Origin of the sequence: Kordiimonas lacus (genome assembly GCF_001550055.1) — a bacterium.
In the GTDB taxonomy this organism is placed as follows: Bacteria; Pseudomonadota; Alphaproteobacteria; order Sphingomonadales; family Kordiimonadaceae; genus Kordiimonas; species Kordiimonas lacus.
Genome location: NZ_LRUA01000007.1, coordinates 180,200 through 206,494 on the forward strand (window position 1 = coordinate 180,200; position 26,295 = coordinate 206,494).

At 57.5% G+C, this 26,295-nt stretch carries 32 protein-coding genes; 17 read left to right on the forward strand and 15 right to left on the reverse strand.

Features of this window, described 5'->3' with window-relative positions:
• Positions 1 to 4: 4 nt before the first annotated feature.
• Together KORLAC_RS13865 and KORLAC_RS13870 are read right to left on the reverse strand one after the other, a co-directional pair.
• The gene (locus KORLAC_RS13865) at positions 5 to 634 is read right to left on the reverse strand and encodes a CoA transferase subunit B (protein ID WP_068307426.1); all 630 of its coding nucleotides are present in this window, start codon (positions 632 to 634) and stop codon (positions 5 to 7) included.
• On the reverse strand, positions 634 to 1,338 hold the full coding sequence (locus KORLAC_RS13870; protein WP_068307428.1) for a CoA transferase subunit A: 705 nt from the start codon (positions 1,336 to 1,338) through the stop codon (positions 634 to 636). Before KORLAC_RS13870 ends, KORLAC_RS13865 begins: the two co-directional genes overlap by 1 nt.
• A 276-nt stretch (positions 1,339 to 1,614) precedes the next feature.
• Between KORLAC_RS13870 and KORLAC_RS13875 the strand changes: the two genes are divergently transcribed.
• Entirely contained in the window at positions 1,615 to 1,887 is a 273-nt protein-coding gene (locus KORLAC_RS13875; RefSeq protein WP_068307430.1) for a hypothetical protein, read from the forward strand.
• Positions 1,888 to 1,952: 65 nt separating this feature from the next.
• On the opposite strand, the gene KORLAC_RS13880 is transcribed toward KORLAC_RS13875, so the two are convergent.
• On the reverse strand, positions 1,953 to 2,846 hold the full coding sequence (locus tag KORLAC_RS13880) for a CPBP family intramembrane glutamic endopeptidase (protein WP_068307432.1): 894 nt from the start codon (positions 2,844 to 2,846) through the stop codon (positions 1,953 to 1,955).
• A 288-nt stretch (positions 2,847 to 3,134) separates the two neighbouring features.
• Here KORLAC_RS13880 and KORLAC_RS13885 point away from each other — a divergent pair, with 288 nt between their 5' ends.
• The 6 genes from KORLAC_RS13885 (at position 3,135) to KORLAC_RS13910 (ending at position 7,637) form a co-directional block, all read left to right on the forward strand.
• On the forward strand, positions 3,135 to 3,863 hold the full coding sequence (locus tag KORLAC_RS13885; protein ID WP_068307434.1) for a glutathione S-transferase family protein: 729 nt from the start codon (positions 3,135 to 3,137) through the stop codon (positions 3,861 to 3,863).
• Positions 3,864 to 3,919: 56 nt separating this feature from the next.
• Positions 3,920 to 4,216: a YciI family protein gene (locus KORLAC_RS13890; RefSeq protein ID WP_068307436.1), complete on the forward strand. Its 297-nt coding sequence runs from the start codon at positions 3,920 to 3,922 to the stop codon at positions 4,214 to 4,216.
• Positions 4,217 to 4,226: 10 nt separating this feature from the next.
• Positions 4,227 to 4,832, forward strand: a complete 606-nt coding sequence (locus KORLAC_RS13895; protein ID WP_068307437.1) for a DNA-3-methyladenine glycosylase I — start codon at positions 4,227 to 4,229, stop codon at positions 4,830 to 4,832.
• Between the two features lie 32 nt (positions 4,833 to 4,864).
• Positions 4,865 to 5,230, forward strand: coding sequence for a VOC family protein (locus tag KORLAC_RS13900; RefSeq protein ID WP_068307438.1), 366 nt, complete (start codon positions 4,865 to 4,867; stop codon positions 5,228 to 5,230).
• Positions 5,231 to 5,527: 297 nt separating this feature from the next.
• Positions 5,528 to 6,262, forward strand: a complete 735-nt coding sequence (locus tag KORLAC_RS13905; RefSeq protein ID WP_068307440.1) for a DUF5666 domain-containing protein — start codon at positions 5,528 to 5,530, stop codon at positions 6,260 to 6,262.
• Positions 6,263 to 6,416: 154 nt separating this feature from the next.
• The gene (locus tag KORLAC_RS13910) at positions 6,417 to 7,637 is read left to right on the forward strand and encodes a DUF418 domain-containing protein (RefSeq protein ID WP_068307442.1); all 1,221 of its coding nucleotides are present in this window, start codon (positions 6,417 to 6,419) and stop codon (positions 7,635 to 7,637) included.
• A 65-nt stretch (positions 7,638 to 7,702) separates the two neighbouring features.
• Here the strand turns inward: KORLAC_RS13910 and ppa are convergent, their stop codons facing one another.
• The 4 genes from ppa to KORLAC_RS13930 form a co-directional block, all read right to left on the reverse strand.
• Positions 7,703 to 8,236 carry an inorganic diphosphatase gene (gene ppa, locus KORLAC_RS13915; protein WP_068307444.1) on the reverse strand — a complete coding sequence of 178 codons (534 nt, stop codon included), beginning with the start codon at positions 8,234 to 8,236 and terminating at the stop codon, positions 7,703 to 7,705.
• Between the two features lie 86 nt (positions 8,237 to 8,322).
• Positions 8,323 to 9,261 carry a 4-hydroxybenzoate octaprenyltransferase gene (gene ubiA, locus KORLAC_RS13920; protein WP_068307446.1) on the reverse strand — a complete coding sequence of 313 codons (939 nt, stop codon included), beginning with the start codon at positions 9,259 to 9,261 and terminating at the stop codon, positions 8,323 to 8,325.
• A 42-nt stretch (positions 9,262 to 9,303) separates the two neighbouring features.
• Positions 9,304 to 9,915, reverse strand: coding sequence for a DUF6151 family protein (locus KORLAC_RS13925; RefSeq protein ID WP_068307447.1), 612 nt, complete (start codon positions 9,913 to 9,915; stop codon positions 9,304 to 9,306).
• Between the two features lie 165 nt (positions 9,916 to 10,080).
• Entirely contained in the window at positions 10,081 to 10,917 is an 837-nt protein-coding gene (locus tag KORLAC_RS13930) for a DUF2306 domain-containing protein (RefSeq protein ID WP_068307449.1), read from the reverse strand.
• Between the two features lie 153 nt (positions 10,918 to 11,070).
• On the opposite strand from KORLAC_RS13930, the gene KORLAC_RS13935 reads away from it, so the two are divergent.
• Positions 11,071 to 12,075: an AraC family transcriptional regulator gene (locus KORLAC_RS13935; RefSeq protein ID WP_068307454.1), complete on the forward strand. Its 1,005-nt coding sequence runs from the start codon at positions 11,071 to 11,073 to the stop codon at positions 12,073 to 12,075.
• Positions 12,076 to 12,085: 10 nt separating this feature from the next.
• Here KORLAC_RS13935 and KORLAC_RS13940 read toward each other — a convergent pair whose 3' ends face one another.
• Positions 12,086 to 12,889 carry a hypothetical protein gene (locus tag KORLAC_RS13940; RefSeq protein ID WP_068307455.1) on the reverse strand — a complete coding sequence of 268 codons (804 nt, stop codon included), beginning with the start codon at positions 12,887 to 12,889 and terminating at the stop codon, positions 12,086 to 12,088.
• A 118-nt stretch (positions 12,890 to 13,007) separates the two neighbouring features.
• Between KORLAC_RS13940 and KORLAC_RS13945 the strand changes: the two genes are divergently transcribed.
• Positions 13,008 to 14,675 (forward strand): isovaleryl-CoA dehydrogenase, encoded by a 1,668-nt coding sequence (locus tag KORLAC_RS13945; protein WP_206594975.1) that lies wholly within the window; start codon positions 13,008 to 13,010, stop codon positions 14,673 to 14,675.
• Between the two features lie 88 nt (positions 14,676 to 14,763).
• Here the strand turns inward: KORLAC_RS13945 and KORLAC_RS13950 are convergent, their stop codons facing one another.
• On the reverse strand, positions 14,764 to 15,660 hold the full coding sequence (locus KORLAC_RS13950; protein ID WP_068307458.1) for a hypothetical protein: 897 nt from the start codon (positions 15,658 to 15,660) through the stop codon (positions 14,764 to 14,766).
• A gap of 163 nt (positions 15,661 to 15,823) precedes the next feature.
• On the opposite strand from KORLAC_RS13950, the gene KORLAC_RS13955 reads away from it, so the two are divergent.
• Positions 15,824 to 16,303, forward strand: coding sequence for a GNAT family N-acetyltransferase (locus tag KORLAC_RS13955; protein ID WP_068307460.1), 480 nt, complete (start codon positions 15,824 to 15,826; stop codon positions 16,301 to 16,303).
• On the opposite strand, the gene KORLAC_RS13960 is transcribed toward KORLAC_RS13955, so the two are convergent.
• From KORLAC_RS13960 to KORLAC_RS19285, 3 genes are all read right to left on the reverse strand, one after another.
• Positions 16,300 to 16,827 (reverse strand): hypothetical protein, encoded by a 528-nt coding sequence (locus tag KORLAC_RS13960; RefSeq protein WP_068307461.1) that lies wholly within the window; start codon positions 16,825 to 16,827, stop codon positions 16,300 to 16,302. The two genes, KORLAC_RS13955 and KORLAC_RS13960, sit on opposite strands and share 4 nt — an antisense overlap.
• Before the next feature lie 316 nt (positions 16,828 to 17,143).
• Positions 17,144 to 17,530, reverse strand: a complete 387-nt coding sequence (locus tag KORLAC_RS13965) for a VOC family protein (protein WP_068307462.1) — start codon at positions 17,528 to 17,530, stop codon at positions 17,144 to 17,146.
• Positions 17,531 to 17,539: 9 nt separating this feature from the next.
• Complete coding sequence (locus KORLAC_RS19285; protein WP_206594977.1) at positions 17,540 to 17,860, reverse strand: ArsR/SmtB family transcription factor; 321 nt, start codon at positions 17,858 to 17,860, stop codon at positions 17,540 to 17,542.
• Between the two features lie 120 nt (positions 17,861 to 17,980).
• Here KORLAC_RS19285 and KORLAC_RS13975 point away from each other — a divergent pair, with 120 nt between their 5' ends.
• From KORLAC_RS13975 to KORLAC_RS13995, 5 genes are all read left to right on the forward strand, one after another.
• Entirely contained in the window at positions 17,981 to 18,724 is a 744-nt protein-coding gene (locus KORLAC_RS13975) for a 16S rRNA (uracil(1498)-N(3))-methyltransferase (RefSeq protein WP_068307464.1), read from the forward strand.
• Positions 18,725 to 18,858: 134 nt separating this feature from the next.
• Positions 18,859 to 19,416, forward strand: a complete 558-nt coding sequence (locus tag KORLAC_RS13980) for a cysteine dioxygenase (protein WP_068307466.1) — start codon at positions 18,859 to 18,861, stop codon at positions 19,414 to 19,416.
• Between the two features lie 188 nt (positions 19,417 to 19,604).
• Positions 19,605 to 20,963: a glutamate--cysteine ligase gene (locus KORLAC_RS13985; protein ID WP_068307468.1), complete on the forward strand. Its 1,359-nt coding sequence runs from the start codon at positions 19,605 to 19,607 to the stop codon at positions 20,961 to 20,963.
• 109 nt (positions 20,964 to 21,072) lie between these two features.
• A complete protein-coding gene (locus KORLAC_RS13990; protein ID WP_068307470.1) occupies positions 21,073 to 21,540 on the forward strand; it encodes a (2Fe-2S)-binding protein in 468 nt (155 codons plus the stop codon).
• An 11-nt stretch (positions 21,541 to 21,551) separates the two neighbouring features.
• Positions 21,552 to 23,747, forward strand: a complete 2,196-nt coding sequence (locus KORLAC_RS13995) for a xanthine dehydrogenase family protein molybdopterin-binding subunit (RefSeq protein WP_068307471.1) — start codon at positions 21,552 to 21,554, stop codon at positions 23,745 to 23,747.
• 3 nt (positions 23,748 to 23,750) lie between these two features.
• Here the strand turns inward: KORLAC_RS13995 and KORLAC_RS14000 are convergent, their stop codons facing one another.
• From KORLAC_RS14000 to KORLAC_RS18895, 3 genes are read right to left on the reverse strand one after another with little or no spacing between them, the layout of a single operon-like run.
• Positions 23,751 to 24,269 (reverse strand): hypothetical protein, encoded by a 519-nt coding sequence (locus KORLAC_RS14000; RefSeq protein WP_068307473.1) that lies wholly within the window; start codon positions 24,267 to 24,269, stop codon positions 23,751 to 23,753.
• Positions 24,270 to 24,273: 4 nt separating this feature from the next.
• Positions 24,274 to 24,816, reverse strand: a complete 543-nt coding sequence (locus tag KORLAC_RS14005; RefSeq protein WP_068307474.1) for a pyridoxamine 5'-phosphate oxidase family protein — start codon at positions 24,814 to 24,816, stop codon at positions 24,274 to 24,276.
• On the reverse strand, positions 24,816 to 25,241 hold the full coding sequence (locus KORLAC_RS18895; protein ID WP_160328637.1) for an MAPEG family protein: 426 nt from the start codon (positions 25,239 to 25,241) through the stop codon (positions 24,816 to 24,818). The genes KORLAC_RS14005 and KORLAC_RS18895 overlap by 1 nt, the downstream gene beginning before the upstream one ends.
• Before the next feature lie 142 nt (positions 25,242 to 25,383).
• On the opposite strand from KORLAC_RS18895, the gene KORLAC_RS18900 reads away from it, so the two are divergent.
• Both KORLAC_RS18900 and KORLAC_RS14020 read left to right on the forward strand, forming a co-directional pair.
• On the forward strand, positions 25,384 to 25,698 hold the full coding sequence (locus KORLAC_RS18900) for a hypothetical protein (RefSeq protein ID WP_160328638.1): 315 nt from the start codon (positions 25,384 to 25,386) through the stop codon (positions 25,696 to 25,698).
• An 87-nt stretch (positions 25,699 to 25,785) separates the two neighbouring features.
• Entirely contained in the window at positions 25,786 to 26,280 is a 495-nt protein-coding gene (locus KORLAC_RS14020; protein WP_068307479.1) for a GNAT family N-acetyltransferase, read from the forward strand.
• Positions 26,281 to 26,295 lie beyond the last annotated feature (15 nt).

Consider the following 26,295-nt stretch of genomic DNA (forward strand, 5'->3'; position numbering starts at 1 on the left):
CCTGCTATTCAACAAGCGTGGCCTCTGTTTTGGCCTTCACCTCGTCCATGGTCACGTCTGGCGCCAGCTCGACGACCTTGAGGCCGCCGTCCACAACGTCAAACACGCCAAGGCCGGTGACGATGCGGTCAACAACCTGCGTGCCCGTGAGCGGCAGGGTGCAGCTTTTAAGCAGTTTTGGGTCGCCCGCCTTGTTGGTGTGATCCATGATCACCACCACGCGCTGCACGCCGGCCACAAGATCCATCGCGCCGCCCATGCCCTTGACCATCTTGCCCGGGATCATCCAGTTCGCGAGATCGCCGTTCTCGGCCACTTCCATGGCCCCAAGGATGGAGAGGTTGATATGACCGCCCCTGATCATGCCGAAGCTGTCAGCGGAGGAGAAATAGCTCGAGGTCGGCAGCTCCGTGATCGTCTGCTTGCCAGCGTTGATGAGGTCCGCGTCCACCTCGTCCTCATAGGGGAACGGGCCCATGCCCAGCATGCCGTTCTCGCTCTGCAGCGTTACATGCATGCCTTCGGGGATATAGTTGGCCACGAGCGTTGGAATGCCGATCCCGAGGTTCACATAAAAGCCGTCTTCAAGTTCGCGCGCCGCGCGGGCCGCCATCTGGTTTCTATCCCAAGCCATTAGCCAGCCTCCCTTTGACGAACTGTGCGTTGTTCGATGCGTTTCTCGAACGTGCCCTTGACGATACGCTGCACAAAGATGCCCGGCGTGTGGATGTGATCCGGGTCAAGCTCGCCCGGCTCGACCAGTTCCTCGACTTCCACCACGGTTACTTTGCCTGCAGTGGCCATCATCGGGTTGAAATTGCGGGCGGTCTTGCGGAACACCAGGTTGCCTTCGGTGTCCGCCTTCCAGGCCTTGACGATGGAGACATCAGCCACAAGGCCGGTTTCCATGATGTATGTCTGGCCGTCGAAGTCCTTGTGTTCCTTGCCTTCGGCGATCAGCGTGCCCACACCTGTCTTGGTATAAAAGCCCGGGATACCGGCGCCACCGGCGCGGATGCGTTCCGCCAGTGTTCCCTGCGGGTTGAACTCCAGCTCAAGCTCGCCGTCCAGGTACTGGCGCTCGAACTCCTTGTTCTCGCCCACGTAGGACGAGATCATCTTCCTGATCTGCTTGGCGTCCAGAAGGATGCCAAGGCCGAAGCCGTCCACACCGCAGTTGTTGGAAATGACCGTCAAATCCCTCACACCGGCCTTATGGACCGCCGCAATCAGATTTTCCGGAATACCGCACAGCCCAAAGCCGCCGGCCATCATGGTCATGCCGTCAAACAGCAAGCCATCAAGCGCCGCCTCGGAACTCGCATAAACTTTTTTCATCGCTGACTCCCGCTTGAAAAGAATGGGACAACAGAACACCGGGATCAAAGACCAGATGGGCCAGATCGACCAGTGGCCACCAGATACCGCCGATTAGTTTCATTTGCAACAAATTCTTGCGGCACCAATCCGCAGTTTTCCTTGCACCAAAGATCACAATTCCTTGTATGGGTCACCTTGAAGCCATTGTTAAGCCACATTATATTGATCCTATAAATAGATAAAACTTATGGCGCGGCAACTGTCCGCCCAAATGACAGCGAACGGAGAAAACCTGTGGTACGCATTCTGTGCCAATTGATCGGTAGTGTTTTCTGTATATTCGGCATCTTTGGTATGCTGACGCCCATTCCCTTTGGCCTGATCTTCTTCATGATCGGCCTGCTGTTCCTGATTCCCACCACGCCGTGGGTGACCCGCCTTGTGCGGCGCACGCGTGAGAAGTTTGCTACTTTTGACCGCGCAATGGATGCGGTGACCCGTCGGGCACCTGCGCCATACCGCCGTGTGCTGCGGCGTACCGAGATCGGCAATTTCGACTGGTCGTAAATCAAAAGCCCGGCAGGCATTACTGCCAACCGGGCTTCCATCATACTTTCTTGTGGACCAGGCCTCTAAGCCCGTTTTAAGCGGACCATCATCATTGCCCCTGCCACGACCAGCACCCCGGCACACACAACGCTTGCCTCCGGCCCGACTTCCCCGCCTGTCAGCCAAATCGGCCCCACAGCCGCCATCTCGGCGATCAAAGCAGGCACAGTAGCCTGCTGGCCGGTTACCGGAATGGTAAAACCAACCCCCTGGAACCAGTTCCAGCCGGCATGCCAACCAATGATCCCCCAAATACTACCCGACTTGATAGCCCAGTAGCAGGCGAACAGGCTGAACAGAATGGAAGTTACTGCATCAACCAGCAAGTTGGGGTTGTCTGGGTCAAAATGCAGAAGCGTGAACAGAAGCGCACTCGTACAAGAGGCTACGATCACGCCAACTTTGCGCGACATCGCAGACAGAAGCCATCCCCGCATGACCATCTCTTCAACACCTGCCTGTACGGTAAACCCCACAGCCAGCAGCAGCATCGCGGCCAACGACGACGGCGTTGCAAAGGCGGGGGCAAACCCACCGACCCTGTAACCGCCCGTACCCCAGATTCCCATGACGGTGACACCTATCATGATCGCACCGATGGCAAACCCCCACGAGAAGCGCTTACCTGTGCCCTCGCCCTGCAGGCCAATGGAAGCCAGAGAACGCTTTTCGACAAACCGAAGCCACAGGAACAGAAGCCCCAGCATAAGGCCGAAGGGCACAATCAGAGAGGCCGCCAGCTCAGCAGGCAAAACCGGCGCACCGCGCGCGGGAATCAGCCCCGTAGAACGCAGGATCACCGTACCGCCAACCAGCGAAATAACGGTAAAAAGAATGGCAATGACAGGGACAAGGAGCGCCCATGGCGCCCAGCCCTTCGGTTCTTCGGAACCAAAGAGTACAGTTGATTTGAACATTTTTTCTCTCGCTATCGTCGCAGCTTTTGCTGCTTGTTGTATATCCGGCCCAACGGAGCAAGCCCTCGGCCCAAGGTCACCACTGTCCCGCAGCGACATCGGCATAAAAGCCTGAAAGAGCATGAAAATCCATAAATATTTTTAATGCGTGGCATCAAATTCTAACCAGGCCCCATTCCCGGTTTTTTCCACGAATGATAACTCGCCAAACACTCCTGACAAAAACTGTCACTAGGGCGGCGTATAAGCTCTTCAACGACCCAAGTCACGATAGCGAGGAGCAATAAGATGACATCACTAACCCTGTACGCGTTCCCCACAGCGCCCGGCTTTTTTAACCCCAGCCCTTTCTGTAACAAGGTCGAGATCCTGTTGAAGCTTGCCGGACTCGACTTTGAAACCGTCATGCCCGAGGACCCCAGAGGTTTCTCAAAGGGCAAACTGCCTGTACTCAAGGATGGCGATGAGATCATTGAGGACAGCGAATTCATCCGCCTTTACCTAATTGAAAAATATGGCGCCACGCTTGATGGAGGCTTGTCGGACGATGCCAAGGCCGTGGGTCATGCTGTTTGCCGCATGCTGGATGACCGCACGGTCCATGGTTTGGCCTGGTCCCGCTGGGTGGAAGATGAAGGCTGGGTACAAGCAAAGGAGATTTTCCTTCAGGGCGATCCAGACGGGATCGGGGACCCCATGCGCCGTGAAATGCGTGAAGGCTATACATTCTCAGGATTTGCTCGGCATTCTACAGACGAACAGCGCCAACTGATCAAATCGGACATTGATTGCCTGGCCACCCTGCTCGGCGACCAGGAATGGTTCCTTGCGAATCAGCCGACCTATCTGGATGCGACGGTGTTCAGCTTTGTCGCCAACTTCTATGCCTCTCCGATCAAGACATGGTCCATACCGTTGGTCGCGGCCCAGCCCAACCTGGTGGCCTATTTTGAACGCGGCATGCAGCGCTGGTATCCTGAAGGCTCGCAGATGCTCAAGGGCCAGGCTGCCGAATAACAGCAACACAAGAATTCGCCGCCCTGACCAACCGGGGCGGCTCAAGGGGAAAGACCATGTTTATCGTTTTTTTGAAGTTCACAGGCGACAAGAGCCGCGCCCCCGACTTCATGGCGGGCCATAATGCCTGGATCAGGGATGGGTTCGCCAATGGCTACTTCCTGATGGTTGGCAGCCTGCAATCAGGTGCCGGGGGCGCCATCCTGGCCCACAATATCACGCACGCCGACCTTGAATCTTTCATCGCCGAGGACCCTTTCGTTGCGGAGGGTATCGTGACGCCCGAGGTCGTTGGGGTCACACCGGGCCGCACGGACACCCGGCTGGATTTCCTTGTACCCACTGAAAGGTAAGGCAAGAGCAATGCGCAAGACATTTGATGGCCCAGACGGTCAGCCCCGCTGCAACTGGTGTGCCGCCACGCCAAACTATATCCATTATCACGACCATGAGTGGGGCTTCCCCGTGGATAACGACACCCGGCTGTTTGAGAAGATCTGCCTCGAAGGGTTCCAGTCTGGCCTAAGCTGGCTGACCATCCTGAACAAGCGGGAGAATTTTCGCGCCGCCTTCGAAGGATTCGACTTCCACAAGGTCGCTGGTTTTGATGAGGCCGACGTGGAGCGCCTCCTTGGCGACGCAGGCATTGTGCGCCATAGGGGTAAAATTGAAGCCGTTATCAACAACGCTTCCCGCGCCCGGGAAATGGTTGAGGCGGAAGGATCTCTGGCTGCCTTTTTCTGGCGCTATGAGGCACCGGACGCCCAGGAAATCAAACATGAGCTTGCCTCAACCACCGCGCAATCCATTGCGCTGTCGAAGGAACTCAAAAAAAGGGGCTGGAAATTTGTCGGCCCCACCACCGTCTATGCCTTCATGCAGGCCATGGGGCTGGTAAATGATCACGCCGAAGGGTGCAAAAGCCGCCTTGAAGTGAAGCGCGCCCGCGCACAATTCACCAAACCATAACATCACGACACGATCAGTAGAGGAGATAACCAATGATCGGATATATTACCGTCGGCACCAACGACATAGGCAAAGCATCGGCCTTTTATGATGCCCTGCTGGGGGAAATGGGCGCCAAGCGCACCATGGATTTTGACGTTTTCAAAGTCTGGTCCATTGGCAAAGGCACAGAATTCAGCGTCACCCTGCCCTTCAACAAGGAAGCTGCCACCGTCGGCAACGGCGTCATGGTTGCGCTTCAGGCTGACAGCCCGGAAATGGTGGACCGCATGCACGCCAAAGCGCTTGAACTGGGCGCATCAGACGAAGGTGCGCCGGGCCCACGGGGCGACCAGGGATTTTACGCCGGCTATTTCCGTGACCCAGACGGCAACAAGCTGAATTTCTTCCACTATTAAACCGCATTACCCCAGGGGCGCCCCAGCGCCCCACTCTCCACCTGATGGCCTGGTCTTCCCAGGCCATTTTTTTGTCTTCCGCCTTACCGCAGCTTCATAGTTTCCACATTGAAATCAATATCTTGCCACAATTGCCCCGGCGGCGCCCAAGTCCGGTCCAATTTTATCAACTCTTTATGTCCCAAGCGAACTCTGCATATCGCGGCTTAACATCAAACCGGCTTCACTGGTGTCACAGCATGTACCAACCCTGCTTTGTGGGCTTCCACAGCAGTCAGACCGAAAAGGAGACTAATCATGCTCTATAAATCGACGACAGCACTGATTACTGCGGGCTTGATGTTGGGGGCAGCGTCACTGGCGCACGCAACCGAAAAAAAGGCCATCGCAATTGCCGACCTTCCCACTGAGGGCCAGGTAGCCCTGACCGGCTTTGTTGCAGAACTGGACGGTAAAACGGAATTCACCCTGCGTGATGCCGACGGCAACACCATCGACATCTCGGCTGCGGCACCGCTTGATGTCCAGAAAGGTGATCGGGTACAGGTGATCGGCATGATCGACAGCAAGGTGCTGGGCCTAGGCAAGGAAATCGATGCAAGCAGTGTGACTGTTCTGGCACCAGCCATGAAGGACGTCACAGCGGACGCGCCACAATCCAAGGAAGACGCGCAAGAAGATGACCAACCCCAACCCAAGATCATGCGCATGAGCTTCCAGGATACTAGCCCTGCCCAGGACACGGGCGCTGCCGAAGAGGTAACGCTTACCAGTAGAGCCCCCGCACCGGTTGAAAGCGTGAAAGACCTGCCGGTCGTAGGTGAAGCAACCATCGTGGGCAAGGCCGTCAATATTGACGCGACCACCAAGACGCTGGAAGTGGAAGACAAGGACGGTGAAACGATCAAGGTACAGTCCATGGGCAAACTCGACACGCTCCAGCCTGGCCAAAAGGTCAAGGTAACTGGCGTGATGGACGGTAAGGACAAGCAGATTGTCGCCGCCCGCGTAACCCTGCTGCCTCAGGGCTAATACCAACTCACCCAGAACAAGAAAAGCCCGGCACTTGCCGGGCTTTTTTATGCCCCTCTACGGGCCAGGCCCCAGCAACTAAAGTTGCGCTTGCAACACTTCGTTCGAAGGACGCAATATATCCCATAGCCAGACACGGCCATTGGGGGAAATCATGACAACTGTATCGGTTAACCGGATCGCACTTCTGGACATTGTGCGCGGGATTGCCGTCCTTGGCATTTTGCTGATGAACATCCGCTTGTTCTCGGAGCCGCATGCCGCCTATTTCAATCCCCTTGTCGGCAACGACCACACCGGGCTGGACCGACTTTGGTGGCAGTTCCAGTATGTGATGGCAGACCAGAAGTTCATGGCCATCTTTTCTATGCTCTTTGGGGCCAGCACTGCCATTATCTGTGATGGTTTGGTGCGCCGGGGTGATCCGGTTCTGATCACCTATACCAAACGAATATTCGGCCTGTTCCTGATCGGCCTCATGCACGCCTACCTGCTGTGGAGCGGCGATATCCTTGTCCCCTACGCGATGACCAGCCTGGTCCCTTTCCTGTTCCGGAATGTACGCTGGAGGATCACGCTGGCCGTCGGCGTCAGCCTGCTCGCCTTCGGCATGGCCTGGAGTTTTATGGGATACTGGGCCATCTCCCCTCTGCCCGACCATGTTATCGCTGAAACCAGCCGGGAAATGTGGCTCCCACCGGCAGAAGTCCTCGCTGCTGAAATTGCCGCCTACCAGGGCAGTTGGGCAGACCATTTCCCGGTTCGCGCGGCACAAGCACTGGAATTCGAGACAGAGATCTACATACACTGGGGGGCCTGGCGTATCAGTGGTTTGATGCTGATTGGCCTTGCCCTCTACCGGTGCGGCTTCCTGGGCGGCAAACTGAAGGCGCGCACCTATGGCCTGATAGCCCTCACCCTCTTGCCCATTGGTTTTGCGCTGGCCTGGAACGGCCTGATGGCAAACGAAGCCGCGGCCTGGTCGTTCCCCTTTTCCATGTTCGCTGGCAGTCTCTGGAATTACGCGGGCTCAGTGATGGTGGGCACCGGCTATATCGCCCTTGTGGGCTTCCTGCTCAACGGCACGCGTTTCCGATTGGGTTTCAATGCCGTCAGCAAGGTGGGCAAGGCCGCGTTGTCGAACTATCTGTTCCAGACTCTGGCCTGCACCACTATCTTCTATGGATTTGGGCTCAGCCTGTTTGGTGAATTGCCGCGCTGGCAGACTGCCTTTGTCGTGCTGGGCGTCTGGGCCACACAGCTTGTGCTGAGCCACCTGTGGTTCAAACGGTTCGAAAAGGGCCCCGTGGAAGCCCTGTGGCATCGGCTAACCTACAGCCGCTGGCTTCCCGACTGCTCAGCCCAAACAAGGTAGCAAACAAAAAGCCCGGCCAGAATGCTCTGTGCCGGGCTTTCTTATATCTTTGCAAAGAACAGCGCTTATTTGGCAGCTGCTTCGGCCTTGATGCCTTCTTCGATCAGTTGGGCAGCTTTTTCAGGGCCTTCCCAGCCCTTGATTTTCACCCATTTGCCGCTCTCGAGGTCTTTATAGTGCTGGAAGAAATGCGCGATCTGGTCGAGGAAAATCTTCGGCAGCTCGTCGTAGCTCTGAACGTCCTTATAGAAGGGGTGCAGCTTGTCGACAGGCACCATCAAGAGCTTCTCGTCCATGCCGGCTTCATCTTCCATGATCAGAACACCAAGCGGACGGCAGCGCACAACAGCACCCGGCATGATCGGGGTGCGGTTCGCCAGCAGCACGTCTACCGGGTCGCCGTCATCCGCCAGTGTGTGCGGGATGAAACCATAGTTACATGGGTAGCGCATGCTGGTGTGCATGATGCGGTCCACGAACAATGCGCCTGATTCTTTGTCCAGCTCGTATTTCACGGGTTCGGTGCCAGCTGGCACTTCGATGATAACGTTCACGTCCCAAGGGGCGTTTTCGCCAACGGAGATCTTCTTGATATCCATGGATATGCGTCCTTTAATTTGCCCCGAAAACCTAGCATGGGGCTACTCAAAAAATCGCACAAACACCAGAGTGGACGCCGGGGAGGCTACTGGACGGCTTGCCCCAGAATGAGGGCCGCAAACACGATCCAGCCAAACGCGATGTTCGAGCGGAAAACTTCCAAACAGACGGCAGCATCATCGATATTGACGCGCCTGATCTGTGCGGCGAGGTGAAGCCCCGCAAACGCGAGCACGGGATAATAGATTATGCCCAGATTTGCAAGGATTCCTGCGCCCAAAAGGGCAAAAATAAATAAGCCGTAGAATAAGCTGATCGCAGGCCGGGTTTTCGCCCCCAGCGCAAGGGCCGTCGACTTGACGCCGATAAGCGCATCATCTTCCTTGTCCTGATGGGCATAAACCGTGTCATAACCCAGCGTCCAGAACAGGCCACCTGCGTACAAAATGATCGCCGGCCAGTCCAGACTGCCGCGCACGGCGGCCCAGCCCACAAGCGCTCCCCAGTTGAACGTCAGCCCCAGCCACGCCTGCGGCCAGTAGGTGATGCGCTTCATAAAGGGATATGCTGCAACTAGCACAAGCGAGCCCAGCCCCACCATGATGGCGAACACATTCAGCTGGATCAGCACAAGGAAGCCGATGAGGCACTGCAGCACCAGGAAGGCCCAGGCGCCCTTCAGGCTTACCTCACCAGCCGGAATGGGGCGGCTTTTGGTGCGCTCGACCGCACCGTCGAAGTCCCGGTCGATAATGTCGTTATAGGTACAGCCTGCGCCGCGCATCACCAGCGCGCCGATGGCGAACAGAAGCATAAGGTAAGCATGATGCAGCGTCAGCGCGCCGTCTGCCGCCAGCGCTGTCGACCACAGGCAGGGCCACAGCAAGAGCCACGTGCCAACGGGCCGGTCCATCCGCGCGAGCTTCAGGTAGGGCCGCACGGCCTTCGGCGCATGCCGATAGACAAAACTGCCCTCAACGGCATCCGCCGTTTTCACCACGTCTTTTTGTGTGCGCCCAAACATGCCTAGCGGCGTACGCGCGGGCACGCGATAAGTCAAGCCAGATCAGATCACCTTGGCTTCAAGTGCCTCGCGCTCAGCGTCTGAAATCGTGATCGGTTTCCGGATCGGCCGCAGGGTGTCCTTGTCAAAGAAAGGCTTCCAGCTTTTGCCGCCGCGGATGCGCCACCAGATCGTCAGACGCATCAGGTGCGCCAGCATACCCCAGGTCTTGAACTTCTCGCCAAAACTCTGGGGGCGTTTTTCATTGGCCACCGCCCGCACTGGGCCAACCATATCAACCACCGCCGGGTCTGTCCCCTTGTGGCCTGTGCAGATGGGCAGCACGCCAATGAAAGGAATACCGCCTTTCGGCAAAGTGTTGCCCAGCGGCGTTTTGCAGCAGTCTGTGAACCAGCGGAGTGGCCCCTTGGGCGTCATGCGCACACAGGCCAGATGGTCATGCCCTTCATGTATTTCATAGCTTGCCGGGTCAATCTGGAAGATATTCGAATAGCCGACCCCGTCCATCATGTCGCCCGCACGGTCAAGATAGTGGGCGTAACTCTGGCAGCCCTTGCAGGGGCACTGCACATGGTTGCTGTTCGCGCGCGCCAGCCCCCTGATGACGCCCTTCACCTTGCCGCATGTGCAGCTTACCTTCACGTCCTGTGCCATCTGTGGCTCCCCAATCATTAACCATGCTTGCAGGCATCCTTGCATATCGGGGAAATTTGGCAAGGCCAAGAATGGCTTAGCGGCACGGAACCAAAGCTCCATGCCGCGTACTGGCTGCTGCGCGCCCACGCCAACGCAGCCAGTATCCTTGATTACAGGCCCCGATCAGCCAAATATCTTGGGAATCCAGGAGAAACTGCTGATGCCCACAACGCCCACAGCCATGAAGGCTGTCATCAGGAACACCACACCGGCAACCTTGCCGCGATGCGCCTTGTTCTTGCCCTTCTGGGCCCAGAAATACAGCTCGAGCACCGCAAGCGGCAGCAGATACTGCGCAAAGCTGACCACATAGAGGAACGGGCCTGAGAAGGTCTTGCCGTCAATACCGATGCCGCCGGTTGTCAGGAACCAGCCGAAAGTCATTAACCGCAGGAACCACACCGCACTCACCACCATGAAAAGCCTCAGCGCCCAACGCCGGTGGGCCGCGAAATCCCGCTTGATGGCACAGTAGAGCGCCAGCGGCACAAAGGCCATCACCAGCACGCCGCTGCCGGTCACGCCAATATCCTGAATAAGCGAGCCAATCACCCGGGGGCGTGTCCAAACAAGATACGTCCCGGCGATCGAGACAACCACCGACGCGGTCATATAGAACCAGCCGCTGTAGCGGTGCAGGCGGGGTATCTTGTTGCGTATCCCGGGCACCAGCTGGATCTGCCCGGCGGCAATGATCAGCCCCGCCACCAGAATATGGATCGCCAGCGCCACATTGCCCATGCTGTCGCCCGCCATGAAGCCGTTGGCCAGATGGGTGTCCGCGAAGCCGCCCACGCCGCCAGCGGCAAAGCGCTTGCCATAGTAACCGGCGATATAGGCCACAAACAGCCACTGGCCGATGGCCGTGACGACAAACCAGGTTTTTGCGGAAAGATCGAGCCAGTTACGGGCCCGCTTTGGGCGCGCCGGGGTGCCGGCGTCCATCATGATATCAGACATTATATTTCCTCGCGTCTTGCCGGTCGTTGCCGACTTTCTTATTTATGTCCTATAGATAAGAAGCTGGCGGCAGCATCACAATGACCGCAGCGATCAAACACTTAGCCCAGAAGATCACGCAAGGTGGCAGCAGGGCACGCGAGGGGATACATCATGCCAACAGTTGCCGCCGGGCTGATCCGGGACCTTTTGAATTTTGCCGTCGGGGAAGGCGGGGACCGCGAGGCCCTTCTGAAGGCCGTGGGGCTTGAGAACACGCCGCTCGATGACCAGGACGCCCGCCTGCCCGCCACCGCCTTTGTGGGCCTCATTCGCGCAGCGGTCAAACAGCTGAACCGGCCGGACCTGGCGCTCCAATACGGCAAGGCCAGCCGGTTTGATGACTTTTCCATCGTCGGGTTGATTTCTTTTGCCTCCAACAGCGTGGGCGAAGGCTTCCAGCAGATGAACCGCTACGCCAAGCTGGTGCTGGACACCGGCGTGGGCGAAGGCAAGCAGCGCTTCCGGCTGGAGGAAGACGGCGACTGCGTCTGGGTGATCGACCAGCGCCCCAACCCCAACATGACGCCGGAGCTGACCGAAACCGTATTTGCCCGCTTTGTGGGGGATTTCAGCCGCTTCTTCGGCGATGAGCTGCCCTACCGCGCCTTCCACGTGACGCACGACAAGCCCGTGCACTGGAAAACCTATGAAGACATGTTCGGCGTGCCCGTGACCTTCGGCGCAAAATGGAACGCGCTGAAGGCGCACAAAAGCTGGCTTGAGCTGACAACCGGCCCCAAGAACCGCTATGCCTTCGGCGTGCTGTCTGACCACGCGGACGCCCTGATGCGCGAGCTGGAGGCCTCAGAAACCCTGCGCGGACAGGTGGAAAAAGCCGTGCTGCCGATGCTGCACAAAGGCGAGGTTTCGATGGAGAAGGTGGCGGAAATGATGGGCATCAGCCGCCCGACGCTTTACAGGCGCCTTAAGGCCGAGGGCCTGAATTTCGAGACCCTGCTGGATGACCTGCGCCGCACCATGGCGATCAGCTATCTCGAGGGCGGCAAGGCCAGCGTGAATGAAGTGGCCTATCTGGTGGGCTTTTCCGAAGCTTCCAGTTTCTCCCGCGCCTTCAAACGCTGGACCGGCAAAGCCCCGAGTGAGTGGCGGGGTTAGAGGCAATTCGTTACCACATTTTAAGCCGTTTAAATTTCGGCTGACGGTCAATAAGCCATCCTGGTTGAAAGACCCCCGCAGAATTTTCCACAAGCCCCTCAATAAGATCAGCGTTGCTCGCAAACACTGCCACCAAAATCGCAAACGATCTTCTGAAAGTCGCATAATGCAAGCTCAATCGACCATCTTCAAGCCACGCACTACTGTATTGAAACTGATCGGAAACCTCCCACTTGCCCATCTGCAGCGTCTCTGGCGCACCCAGTAGTGACAAAGCATCGGTCGGAATATCACCAGTTATCGCTTGGTAATTAGTGTACCATTTTACCGCTGCACGGCCTTCGACAGGAACAACTCGTCCCGTTTTCTCAAAATGCAACGCAATACCCATTTTCGCCCCAAAGCATCCTACAATCTCATTTAAGATAGGACCGTCAGCGCTAAGCACATGCTTGTCAGCATACTGCGCAGGCACGCCCTTTCGGAAGGTCACCAACTGACTATCTGTGGCCTGAAGCTCAGCAAGCAATCCAGGAACATTCCTTTGCACCGACTTTGTAAGTTTATTTAGCTCTTTTGTCTCAGCATCAGCCTCGGGGTCAGGATAAATTCTGGAGAACCAACCGACAACTTGATCGTCCAGCTTGCTTCCCTGATTGCACGCCCTGCATGCAGGGAACTCCAGCCCTCTAGGCCTTTGCTTTAAGAAGAAGATGGATTTTGGTGGAATATGATCTGTCGTTTCAGTTGGATTTTGTCCACCACACAAAATACAGGTAGGAGAGATACTCTTCATCCGATCAAGTAGTGTCATATGAACCTCGCTCAGTATCCCAAGCGACAGTAACGCATTTTGACGACATTTAAAGCTCTTCCCTCCTCTCCCCTTGGCCCTAAATTGGGTGTAAGGTGAAAAGTAAGGGGGACTTGTGATGGAAAACCAGTTCGACACGCATGAAGTGTTCAACCAGCCGCCGGTCTATGACCATGTGAACCTCTATGAAACGGACGCACCCTTAAAGGCCGCGCTGGCGGCGGAGGGCGCGGGCTGGGCTGCGATGGACCTGAACCGTTTCGGCGCGCAGCTCGGGACCGCTGAGGCCTTCCACCAGGCGCATCTGGCCAACACTCGCCTGCCGGAACTGAACACGTTCGACACACAGGGCCACCGCCAGGATACAGTCGAATTCCACCCCGCCTACCACCATTTCATGGACATGTCGAAGCGCGCGGGCATCCACTGCGGCGCGTTCGACGGCCTCGCCACCGACGGGCGCGAAAAGGGCCTGGGCGTGGGCGCGGCGCGCGCAGCCAAGCATTATATGATGAGCCAGGTTGAGGCTGGCCATATCTGCCCCATCACCATGACCCACGCGGCCATCCCGGCGCTGCAGAACCAGCCGGACCTATTCGCACGCCTGCTGCCAAAGCTGATCAGCCACACCTATGACCCAACCTTCCGCCCGATTTCGGATAAATCCGGCATCACCATCGGCATGGGCATGACCGAAAAGCAGGGCGGCACGGACGTGCGCGCCAACACCACCGTCGCTGAGCCGGTCGAGAACGGCGGGGCGGGCCAGCCTTACCTGATCACCGGGCATAAATGGTTCATGTCCGCCCCCATGTGCGACGCCTTCCTGGTTCTGGCCCAAACCGGCAACGCGCTTTCGGTCTTTTTCGTGCCGCGCTTCCGGGCTGACGGCAGCGTTAACGGCCTCCGCTTCCAGCGGCTGAAGAACAAGCTGGGCAACAAATCGAACGCGTCCAGTGAAGTGGAATTCCACAAAGCTGAAGGCGTGCTGATCGGCAGCGAGGGCCGCGGCATCGCCAACATCATGACCATGGCCAACTACACCCGGCTTGATTGCGCGCTGGGGTCCGCCGGGCTGATGCGGCAGGCGCTTTCCCGCGCCGTGCATCACGCGCGCTACCGTACGGTGTTCCAGAAAAAGCTGATCGACCAGCCGATGATGACGGCGCTCCTCGCAGACATGTCGCTTGAGGTGGCCGCAGCCACGCACCTGAGCATCCGCCTCGCCGGCGCCTATGAGCGCATGGATGACCCCATGAACGCCGCCTACGCCCGCCTGATGACGCCGGTGACCAAATATTGGGTCACCAAACGCGGGCCCTCGCTGGGGTATGAAGCCATGGAATGCCTGGGCGGCAACGGCTATGTGGAAGACGGCGTTCTGGCGCGCATTTACCGCGAACTGCCAGTGAATTCGATCTGGGAGGGCTCAGGCAGCGTCATGTGCCTGGACCTGATGCGGGTGGCAATGCGCGAGCGTGAAAGCCTTGAAGCCGGCATCGGCTGGCTCAGTGAAGTCAAGGGCGCGTCCAGCCAGTATGATGACGCGCTGGCGGACCTGACAGACAACATCGCAGGCGGCCTGAATGAAGCCCGCGGCCGTTGGCTGACGGAACGGCTGGCCACGCTGGCATCCGCCAAGCTGTTGATGGAACGCGCGCCCGGCACGGTGGCAGAGGGATACATCAGCACCCGGCTTGACCCCTTCGGGCGCCATGGGGCCTACGGCAGCCTGCCCGACGGCCTTGACGCCCGCGCGATCATTGAAGCGGTCGTGGCTTTTTAGCTATGGAAAATTCGTCACTCGCCGGCACGACCGGCGAGTCTAAGGGCACAGTGGATTCGCCGATCACGTCGGCGAATGACGCTTGTGGTCAGGCGTAAAAGGCCAGAATACCCGGGGCCTTTTCGTGCCCCAGCTTGAGCCCACGTCCATAGGACCCGATGCCTTCTTTGGCGTGCCCGAGCTTCAGGCCACGGCCTATGCGCTCGTCTTCGTCTTCACGGATCGGATTGAGCGTTTCCTGCGTCGCCAGCTTTGCCGCCACCTTCAGGGAAAGCACCTGCTTGTCAGTGAACTTCGAGCGGTCAAACCGGTCATCATGGATGTTCAGTACGCCCACGTCCGGCGTGGACAGAAGACCCACGGCCTTCAGGTCATCCAGCGTGATATCGCCCGCACGCTTCTTCTCCTGGCCCGGTGCCTCCTCTGCCTTGGCGGCGATCTCATCGCGCTTCTTCAGAAACTCGCTAGCCTTGTCCTTGAGGTCCCCCAGCTTGATCTCGGCCCCGTTCAGAAAAATCGTGCCCTTGATGTTATTCGGATTCGTAACCCCGTTCCCGCCTTCAAGGCCCACCAGGCGGTATTTGGCGCCGGGGTGATCCGAAAGGCTGAAGCTGTAGCTGCCGCCTTCGTGAAAATGGACCACCCCTTTACCGCCTGCACCGTCTTCGCCTGAGATGGTCACATCGATATTGAAGCTGCCGCCCCTGGTGACCGCCACGGCATTTGTATCCGCGCCGTCAACACCAGTGGCAGGGGGCTGTATGCCCATCGAATAGGTTTCCACTGTCTGGGACTGTGTCTGGGATTGTGTCTGGGATTGTGTTTCGGATGTCTGGACCTGGTCGACAACCGGCTTGCGCTTGCCAAAAGCAAAGCCGCGTTCCTGGGCGCCGTTGAAGCGCAGCGCGTCGCGGTCCGGGTCCAATCCATTTGCTGCCGCCAACCGCGGCTGAAGCGCATTTGCGCCCGCTACATTCTGTATCATAGCTCTTCCAACCAAATGTCGCTCCCCTTTTGGGAGCCCTCAGTGCTCGGTTTGAGTGTACGGCAACCCGCATACGCTGTCACGGAACGCATAAAATTTGAATTATTGCTAGCACCAAGGCTCAGTAGCAGGCTATCCTGACAAGGTGATCAGAGGAGTGTTTATGGTTGATATTCAACCCCTTAGCAACTTGGCAGAAGCCGGCATCCTGGCGCTGAATGAAGCCCATGTGCGCGAAACCTCGCACCTCGAGCCTGAGGATTATCGGGCCATGGTCGCGGGTGCTTTTTATGCCTGTGGGGTTGCGCCGGCGCACGCCTTCCTGATCGCGTTCGATGAAACGGCCGATTACACCAGCCCCAACTTCCTGTGGTTTCAAACCCGATACCCGAGCTTCGCCTATATCGACCGGGTCATCACCGCTGAAAGCGCGCGCGGCCAGGGGCTTGCGCGCGCGCTTTATGAAGACCTGTTCGCCCGCGCACGCACTGCTGGCAAACCCGCCGTTGCGTGCGAGGTGAATATCGACCCGCCCAATCCGGGCTCAGACGCTTTCCATGCCCGCATGGGCTTCGCGGAGGTGGGCACCGGTGTGCTGAAAAATGGCAAGCTGGTGCGCTATATGGTCAAGACGCTGGACTAGTCCTCAGTTTTTGCGTCCGCAGGTTCGCAGCGCGGGTCAGCTGCCTGGATCTGGGCGATCTGCTTTCTGGTGATCGGGATCGGCAGACAGCCGTGGCCTTGCTCACAAATCATATCCCACTGCGGACGGGCACGCTCGTGACACTCAAGGCAATTGCCGCCAAACTTGTTCACCGCCTGGTCTGTCCCGCGCACCTTGATCTCACTGCCTTCGGCAGACACATCAAGCTCAAAGAACTCCCAGTCTTTTGTGCGCGGGCTCCAGCCCTCTTCGCGCTTCACCATCACCTCTGTCGGCACCAGTTGCACAACGGAACCGGGTGGATACACGCCGCCCTTCTTGTTGTTGGCAACCGCCAGCGTGGCCTCAAGGTCACCCAACAGATTATCGACAAAGAAATGCCGCACCTTCTGCATGTCGGCGAGACATTTGAAACTGTCGTTGGTGATTTCAACCGGCTCCGCAGATACGGCTGTGCCTGCCATAAGGCCCACGAGCGCAAGTGCACCGAGTTTCCTGATCATGATGTTTCCCTTCTGTTGGCCGTTCGCCCCTCCATGAGGTAGCGTAGCACACACGCGCGGCAAGAAAATTTCCTTGCGGTAGCGCCGCATCAAGGCCTCGCGGGCAACAGCATGTAAACAGCAGCAGGACCGCCGCGCATGAGCAAGACAATCCAGCACCGCCTGTAGTGGACACAGCCCAACCCGGGATCGGACGCCTTCCACACCTGGATGGAGTTTGTTGAAGTCGGCGCCGGTGTCCTAAAGAGCGGCAAACTGGTGCGTTATATGGCCAAGCACTGGATTGAAGGTTTCGTGCTATAAACCCAAAAGGATTTTACAATAGCTCGACAATCTGAATCAGGTTGCCACATGTGTCGTCAAATACAGCCATCTTGGCGTTTCCTGCCACCATGGGTGCTACAGTGAAACCCACGCCCGCCTTTACAAGTCGCTCATATTCAGCGTCAACATCCTCGACGCTGAATGAAGTACACGGAATACCATCTGCAAACAGCGCTTCCTGATAGGCTTTAGCCGCTTGATGTTGGTTGGGCTCCAGCAATAGTTGGACGCCATCTGGTTCTTCCGGTGAGACGACCGTCAACCAACGATATTCACCCAAAGGGATATCTTGCTTTACCTCGAACCCCAGAACATTTGTGTAGAATTTCAGCGCTTTGGCCTGATCCGGAACAAAAACGCTTTTGATAAACATTTTCATGACTGTCTCCTACTCAAGGAACGGCTTCATCCAAGGTTGAATATGGTCCCCGATAGGCGTTCGGTTGAGAGTATGAACCTTTGTACGCCCCGACCATTCGGTCGTAATCAGGCCCGCAGCTTCGAGAACGTTCAAATGGCGGGAAAGTGCCTGTCGGCTCAAAGACAGGTCATGCTGCTCAATAACACGGACACATATCTCGAAAAGGGACTGGTTGTCCCGCTTTCGAAGCTCCTCAAGTACCAACAATCTCGTGTCGTCCGAAAGTGCCTTGAATACGGCACTCAATCCCGGATCAATTGAAATTCCCATAACACGAACATGCAACATTTTTGTTGCATGTCAATTAGTTTTCTCCAACCACATGGAGCTGTTCCAGATTTCCCTTGCGATGACGCCCTCTTCGCGGCATCAGGGAGAAAAGACATTCCCAGAGCCGGACCAAGACGCATGAGCAAGAAAATCCAGCACCGCCTGTATGTGGACGCAGCCCTGCCCGGTGACGGCAGCCTGACGCTGGGGCCGGACCAGTCACATTATCTGGCCAACGTGATGCGCGCCCGCACGGGCGATCAGGTGGCGCTTTTCAATGGCCGGGACGGCGAGTGGGCATCCGAGATCGCAGCAGTCCAGAAAAAAGCTGTGACGCTCCGGCTGGAGTCCAGGATCAGGGAGCAGCGCACAGAGCCCGACCTGTGGCTTGCCTTTGCACCCATCAAAAAAGCCCGGCTGGACTTCATGGCACAAAAAGCCACCGAGCTGGGCGTCAGCCATATGGTGCCCATGCTGACACGCCGCACCATCGTGGACCGGGTGAAGACCGACCGCCTGTTTGCGAATGCCGTTGAGGCCGCAGAACAGTGCGAGCGCCTCAATGTGCCGACAATCGGCGAACCCGTGAAGTTGGAAAAACTGATCGCCGATTGGCCGATGGACCGAAAGATCATGTTCTGTGACGAGGACCTGACAGGCACACCGGCCCACGTGGCGCTTCAAGCAGCAGACAATAAATCAAATCCCCGCCCCTGGGGCATCCTGATCGGCCCGGAAGGTGGCTTTGACGACCATGAGCGTGCGCTCATTCGGTCTCACCCCAATACGGTGGTCGTAGCCCTGGGGCCGCGTGTCTTGCGCGCAGATACAGCCGCCATGTCCGCCATCAGCCTGTGGCAATCCGCTTTGGGTGATTGGTGACACTTAAACGCTGTTTAGGGAAAAATTTTTCACGGACTTGCTGTTTAAGCCAGAAAATAGCAAACAATTACTGACAGAATATTGGTATATTGTACCCCGTTACGTAATATTTTTAGGTTAGCGGGAACATTGCCATGCCAAAAGAAGGAATTCCATCCTTCCAGTCTACCATCAATATCGCCAGCCTTGTGCAGGAGGCCTGCACGGCTGTTGCCTGTGCGGCACCCGATTGCCACAAGGATGAGATTGCCCACCTGATGGAACACGTACTGCCCCGCATCCAGCTGGAAGACTTCGCGGATACGCCGGTGAACACGCGCGGCTACCGGCGCAAGGTGCTGTATGCCCACCCTTCGGGTTTCTTCTCCGTGCTGCAGCTTGAATGGCAGCCGGGCGCTGAAACACCGGTCCATGGCCATAATGCCTGGGGCTGTGTGGGCGTGATCTCTGGCGAGATCGGCTGCGAAACCTATGACCGCTGCGATGCGTCTGAAGGCGGCGTGCGCTCGAACGGCAAAATCACGGCCGGCGCTGGTGCTGTCGCAACGGTAAACCCGAACCCAGAGGGCATCCACCGCCTGTTCAATCCAACCGACAAAGTAGCCACCACGTTGCACATTTACGGCATGGACCTGTCAGCCAACCCTTGTGCCGTCAATGTGACTTACGGGTCTTCTGCACACAGAAATTAGATTTTTTCACCTGAATTTCCTGCCCAGCCAAAAGCCAGATAAACCCTGACTTTTTGATCAGGTTGGCGCTCACCTGCGGCTCGCCGGACCCTCACTAACGCGTGACCGGGGTTTACTTTTCTTGATTGCTGCTTATCTAGACCCTACTTTTTCTAAGCACGATTGTTCGGTCGAGGGGACCCCTGTTTATGTCAAGCGCCATCATCGAGTCCAAAGCACAGCTGGTGACCTATATGGAACAGGGCTCGAAGCCCGACCGGTCCAGCTGGCGCATCGGGTCCGAACACGAGAAATTCGTTTTCCACCGCGACACCAAGGCACCCCTTGAGTGGGAAGGTCAAAACGGCCTGCCCGGCATCAAGGATGTATTGCAGGCTTTTGTCGACAATGGTTGGGAAGCTGTAGAAGAAGGCGGAAAGCTGATCGCAGCCAAAAAGAATGGCGCGTCCGTGACGCTGGAGCCCGGCGGGCAATTTGAACTGTCCGGCGCACCGCTTGAGAATATCCACCAAACCTGTGACGAAACTTCCAGCCACCTTCGCTGTACCCGCGAGATTGGCGAACGCCTGAATATCGGCTTTCTGGGACTTGGTTTCCACCCGACATTGAAGCGCGAAGATGTGCCAGTGATGCCCAAAGCGCGCTATGACATCATGCGCAGCTATATGCCCAAGAAGGGCAGCCTGGGGTTGGACATGATGCTGCGCACCTGCACCGTGCAGGTAAACCTGGATTTCGCGGATGAGGCCGACATGGTGGAAAAATTCCGCATCAGCCTGGCCCTGCAGCCACTGGCGACCGCACTGTTCGCCAATTCACCGCTGACGGAAGGCAGACCCAACGGGTTCAAAAGCTACCGCAGCCATATCTGGACAGACACTGACCCCGACCGCTGCGGCACCCTCCCTTTTGTGTTTGAAAGTGGTATGGGCTTTGAGCGCTGGGTAGACCATGTGCTGGACGTGCCCATGTATTTCGTGCGCCGGGACGGCAAATATATCGACGCATCCGGCCAAAGCTTCCGCGCCTTCATGAAGGGCGAACTGCCGGCCCTGCCGGGCGAACTGCCCACGATGGCGGACTGGGAAGACCATATGACCACCCTGTTCCCTGAAGTGCGCCTCAAGACCTTCCTTGAGATGCGTGGCGCCGATGGCGGCCCGTGGAACCGCCTGTGTGCCCTGCCCGCCCTATGGGTTGGCCTGCTGTATGACACCGAAGCACAGGACGCCGCCGCCGACCTGGTGAAGCGCTGGAGCGCGGACGACGTCGCCAAGATGCGCGATGATGTCCCCCGCCGCGGCCTGGAGACCCAGGACCCGAAAGGCGGCTGCTTCCGCGACCTCGGGGAAGAAGTACTCAAGATTGCAGACTTGGGCCTCAGGAAGCGCGCACGCTTGTCTTCAAGTGGTGATACCGAACAAGGCTTCCTCAATTCGCTTTGGGAAAGCATCGAGACCGGTATGACGCCAGCAGACCAGATCCTGCACAAGTATCACGGCACATGGGGCGGCGTAGACCCGATCTTCGATCAGCTAAGCTATTGATATAAGGTTTGCGGCAAGCCGACGCGGCAATGCGACCAAGCGCCGCGACAATCGTTACCTCGTAACGTAAACTCCTCCCCGGTGAGTGTTCATCAGCGGGGAGAGCATCATGACAACTGTCACCTTCAAGATTAATGGTAAGGCCGCAAGCTTCAGCGGCGACGGCGACATGCCACTTCTGTGGCACTTGCGCGAAGACGCGGGCCTGAAGGGCACAAAATTCGGCTGCGGCATCGGCCAATGCGGTGCCTGTACCGTGCATATTAACGGCGAAGCGGCCCGTAGCTGCTCTGTCCCCATGGCGGCCCTTGACGGCACGTCCATCACCACCATTGAAGGCCTTGCCGACGGCGAGCGCCTGCACGCGGTCCAAGAGGCCTGGATCAAGGAAGATGTGGCCCAATGCGGTTACTGCCAGGCCGGACAGATCATGGCAGCGGCCGCCTTCCTGAAGGATAATCCCAATCCCACAGACGACGACATAGACAGCGGCATCGATAACCTGTGCCGGTGTGGCAGCTATTACCGCATCCGCAAGGCCATCAAACTGGCCGCACAGAACCTTGCTGGCGCATAAGGAGACGCACGATGACAAACCATGTATCCCGCCGATCCTTCCTGAAATCCGCCGCTGGCACAACAGCCCTGGTACTCAGCATTTCGTCTACTCCATCCGTCCTAGCAACCGACACCGACAATAGTGGCAACGTGACGCCCTGCCTGCGCTTCACCGAGGACGGCCAGATTTTTGTTTGTGTCCCAATCCCGGATATGGGTCAGGGCATGATCACAACAGCGGCACAGATCATCGCGGAAGAGTTGGATCTCGACCCCAATCAGACCAGCATTGAAATGATGGCCTTTCAGGGTCATGCCGATGCAGAGGGCCGCGCCAGTGAAGGCCCGATGCCACAAGGTGCGGGCGGCAGCCTATCCACCATGATGGTCTGGGGACCACTAAGGCACACAGCCGCATACGCCCGTGACCTGTTCCTGCATGCGGCCGCAATCCGCTGGAGCGTTCCCCTTAACCACCTAGAAACAAGGAACGGCGCCGTTTACAACAAGAACACAAAGGTAAGCCTTCCCTATAAGTATCTTGTCTCGGACACTCGGCGGGCGGATTACACCGTTCTAAGGGGGAATACGACCCCAAAAGCCGCCAAGGACCGGACACTGATTGGCAGGGATCAGCGCAATGTCCACGCCTTAGCCATTGCCACCGGCCAGCCCATATTCGGCATAGATTCCGACATTCCGGATATGAAACACGCTGTTATCCGGCGGTGCCCACACCTGAACGGATCATTGGTTTCTTATGACCGCGACGCGCTTCTTGCCTTGCCTGGGGTCAAGCATGTGATTGAGATTGCCCGCAGGCCGGATGACCTTTCCAGGCCCCGTATCCTGCCAGCTGGCCTTGCCATTATCGCCGACAGCTTCTGGCAGGCCAAAAAAGCAGCCGACATGGCAGAAATCGAGTGGGACGGCAGCAGGGCTGCCGGCGAAAGCAGCGCTGCTTTGAAAGCCAGAATGGCCGAGCATCTGGAAACCGGCGAGGTGGCTGACAGCAAAGAAGGCGGCGATCTGGCCAAAGCGATGGCTGAAGCCGATAAAGTCATCGAAGCAACCTATTATCACCCCCACTGGGCGCATGCCTGTATGGAGCCCCACAACTGCATTGCAGACGTCAAGGCAGACAGCGCTGAAATCTGGACCAGCCACCAGTCGATTACCGAATCCATCAATGCGGCGGCCGCGGCAACGGACCTGCCCATAAGCAAGATCACCAGCAATGTGATGCGGTGCGGCACCGGCCTTGGCCGCAAGTATGCGCCAGACTTTGTCATGGAAGCCTGCATTCTCTCGAAAGCGATCGGTGCGCCGGTGAAAGTCACCTGGACCCGCGAAGATGAGATGGAGCAGGACCACGTAAACCCATCAGCCATGTACCGGATGCGCGCTGCAGTCGACGCAAAAGGCCGCTTGACCGGTTGGCACGTCAGAACGGCAGCTGACGGCTGGATCAGGAACGCGGCCATGGAACCGCCGATGGGCCTCGTGGACAACTATAGAGGCGAATGGGGTTACATTGAAAATAACGTCCGGCGCGGGCCCTGGCGCGGGCCCCAGCATAATACTGCGGCCTGGGTTATTCAGGGATTCCTGAATGAAGTGGCCATAGCGGCAGGCAAGGACCCGCTGGACTTCCTGCTGGACCTATACAGCCGCAAGGATTTTCAGAAACTGGATACATGGCCCTTTCCTTTGTTGGAATACGAGCGCTTCCGCAAAATTCTTAAGGCCGTTGCAAAAGATGCCAGATACGGCCGCCGCATGCCGGACGGCTGGGGCCAGGGTATTGCCATCTATCACACATTCTCAGGCACCTGCGCCCATGTCGTTGAAATTGAGATGATCGGTGACACCGACTATCGGGTCCACAAGGTAACCAGCGCCATCGATTGTGGCCTGGCAGTTAACCCCCTAGGCGTGCGGGCGCAAGTGGAGGGCGGCATAAACGATGGGCTTTCGGCTGCCAAATACGGTAATTTCCGCTTCGAGGACGGCGTGCCCGTCACCAACAACTTCGACAGCTATCAGATGATGAGGATCGGCGAGGCTCCCCCGGAAATCAATGTCCGGATCATGGACTTTGGCGACGAAGACCCTCGCGGCACCGGCGAAGTGGCGTTACCGCCGCTTATTCCGGCCCTGACGAATGCGATCTTTGCGGCAAGTGGCAAGCGTGTACGCACCCTGCCTATTTCGGAGAACCTTTAGAGCCTATAGCCAGCGCAGGAACTCGATCAGCCAGATGATGCCAAGGGTGAGCGCCGCCAAGGTGGCGCCCCACATCAGGGCGAGCGGGAAGCTGGCTGTACGTGACACGCCGTTCTTGAAATAACTGTCGCACTGCAAACAGTGGTACCAGCGCTCTCCCTTTGTGGCCTTCAGCTTGATGCCTGGGATGATGGTTGGCACCGCCCCCTCAAACGGATGCACCCGCTCGGACCCGCAGTGGCGGCAGGCAATTTCTTCACCGTCTTCGTCCAGCCGCGTTGGCAGCTGGCAGCGCGGCATGGTCGCCACCTTGTTGAGAACGGCATCCACCCGCACCTTGTCGATCGCCCGCACCATAACATCTGTTCGCAGGCCGATGTTCATGGAGCCCATATTCTCGTTGGTCAAAAACACATCCACACCATTGGCGTTCAGCACCGACTTCAGCAACTGAGCGTCAGACGCGGACAGTCCCGTGCGAACGGGGATCAGGCGATTATGGTCCTCGAATACTTCGGTCATGGCATCAGTCGTTCAGGCCCGTTTCGAACCCATCGATTGAAACGAGGTTTTTCTGTTGCTGGTAGTCGCGGATACCGTCTTCCCCCCGGCCCTCAGCGAATTTCTTCAGGGTCTGGCGCTCAGCCACCAGCTCCATCTCAGGCACGGCATAGCCGCAACTGGTTTGCGTGCTTTCCACGTCCACCAGGATAATCTGGCGGGCGCCCGGCAGGTCCGGGAAGTGCGGCTTCAGCTCAGCAAATTCAGGATGGTGCGGCCGCACCACCCTGCCCCGACCGTAAACCCGGTAAATCAGCGCATTCCGCGTGAAGCTGTTGAACATCAGCGTAATGCGCCCGTCGTTCCTGATGTGGGCGGATGTTTCATTCCCGCTTCCGGTCATATCCAGATAGCCGCACAGCTTGGGTCCCAGCACCCGGAAACAGTCCATGCCCTTGGGGCTCAGGTTGATGCGCCCCTCTGCGCACGCCGTAGCCGTGAAAAACATGGGTTGGTCTTCAACGAAAGCTTTGTGCTTATCCGTGATATGATCGAAAAAATCCGCCATCAGATGCTCCAGTATTTGAAGGCAATCTGACCGAACATTGCAACAATCACAAGCCCGCTGAGCATAAATACCGCGAAGCGGTGCATCACTTTATTGTAAGTCACGTGAATTACATGGTGAACCAGCCTAAGGCCCACATATGCCCATGCCAGCTGGACCGTCAGCGCGTCACCCAGCCCGGTAGCCATGGCCCCTAAACATAAAACGTAGAAAAGCACCGGCATCTCGAACTGGTGGTTATAGTTCTCGCCCGCAAATTTGGCCTTGTCCGGCAGCAGCGCCAGATTGGCTTTGTCCTGCAGTTGCGCGTTCGTTGCCTTCATCGAAGTCAATGCAGGTATCCGCCGAACAAACAGCATAATGAAAGCCAAAATTGTCACCGCTACCTGCCCCAGAACTGGGCCCAAAAGTGCATTTTCCATCATGTTCTCCCCTAATTCTTTGATCTCTGTACCCTTTAGGCCACAAGTTGCGGGAAAATGCCACAACCCCCGGCCTGCAGTCATAATTATGAGACATTTCCCAGGCATGAACAGTGCCAATCTGCGTATGGACCCGGCAACAAATATGAAACCACCTTCCCTGAGATGGACCCGCGCTCGCCTGCGTCTTTTGAAATGGGCCGCTCTGCCCCTGGCTATTCTTCTGGCAACCCTTGGCGCCATCACGCTGCCGCTCCCCATTCCAACCGGCATCGTCCTGATCGCCCTTGGATTGGCTGTGGCCGCCTTCAACCCCAGACTAAAGCGCTGGATCAGGCGCACACGCGCCCGCTTCCCCGTAACCAACGGGAAAATCAGGCGCATCACCCCGCGCCTGCCCGGTTTTATCCGTCGGGCCTTACAGCGCACTGACGCCCGCAATGGCGACCCGAACTCATGAACATACATCATCGATTTATGGAAACTTACGCCTTGCCCGGCTCATGGTTTCAGCGCTAGATTTTTGGGGATCAAGGAGTTCCCAGAAATGATATCAACCCGCGACTATTGCCCTGCTGACTGGCCCGATGTGGACCGCATCTACCAGGAGGGCATCAGAACCGGCCTCGCGACTTTCGAGACCACGCCCAAGGCACAAGCCGATTTTGAAGGAAAAAGCGTGAAAAATAGCGCCCTTGTGGCCGTGGAAGGCGACGAGATCCTGGGCTGGGCTATCCTGTGGCCGGTGTCCGACCGCTGCGTTTATGGCGGTGTGGCGGAAGTCAGCGTTTATGTGGGGGAGGACGCGCGCGGTAAGGGTGTGGGCAAATTGCTTCTCAAGGCCTTGGTTGCTCGCGCAGAAGAGCTTGGCCTCTGGACGCTGCAGGCTGGTATTTTCCCCGAGAACGCAGCATCGCGGGCGATTCATGAGGCCTGTGGCTTCCGCGTGTTCGGCGTGAGGGAGCGCATCGGCAAGCTGCACGGCGTCTGGAAAGACAATATGCAGCTTGAGCGCCGCAGCACCGTGAACGGGATCGATTAAACTCAAACTTGCAGA